2 protein-coding genes are annotated in these 723 nt (G+C 42.5%); both read left to right on the top strand.

Features of this window, described 5'->3' with window-relative positions:
* The coding region (locus A3739_RS16370; RefSeq protein WP_304440285.1) for a sigma factor-like helix-turn-helix DNA-binding protein at positions 1-301 on the top strand (301 nt) is incomplete at its 5' end.
* Positions 268-723: hypothetical protein (locus A3739_RS16365; RefSeq protein WP_068502079.1), on the top strand; the 456-nt coding region annotated here is incomplete at its 3' end. The genes A3739_RS16370 and A3739_RS16365, both read left to right, overlap by 34 nt.

Here is a 723-nt window from a genome sequence, read left to right as displayed (position 1 = left end):
TGAAACTGTGCAGTCGGACGACCTCTGGGCCGAAGAAGGTTCAGAAGAATTAGAGACGCAGATTTCAGGAGAACTGGAAGGTAAGACAGCACGAGGAATGCTGAAGCACCTTCCAGAGGTCCAAAAGCAAGTGGTTTTCAAAGTATACTTTGAAGGCAAATCACACAGCGAGATAGCGGCAGATCTTGATTTACCACTAGGTACAATCAAATCGCGCCTAAGACTCGCAATGAAGAAATTAGAAAACGTAGCAAAAGAGCAAATGTCATGGCTAATTATCATCCTAATGATGAACTTTTGATGTCCTTCGCAGCTGGGCAACTAGCTGATGCATTAGGACTCATGGTGGCATGCCATGTTGAATCATGTCCTAAATGTGCAGAAAAAGTTCGTAACTTTGAGTCGCTTGGTGGCGACATATTGAAACAATGTTCCGAAGAAGTCGTGTCTGATTCTCTATTAGACGAGACCTGGGCAAAAATCGAAATGTTTGAAAGAAATAAAGTTTCTCAAGAGAGTTTCGAAAAAGCAGCAAACGAAAAGCGCATAAATATACCGCGCCCGATGCGCAGGTTTATCAAAGAAGACTTTGACCAATTAAATTGGAGTGGCTTCAGCAAAAACATCCAAGAGGTAAACCTCAATATTGATGATGAGCGCTACACAACGAAGCTATACCGAATTAAAGCTGGTTCAAAGCTTCCAGAGCATACACACAAAGGA

This window comes from Oleiphilus sp. HI0067, assembly GCF_001635735.1.
The sequence above is the reverse complement of the archived record's forward strand: the minus strand, read 5'-3'. Positions and strand labels throughout refer to the sequence as shown.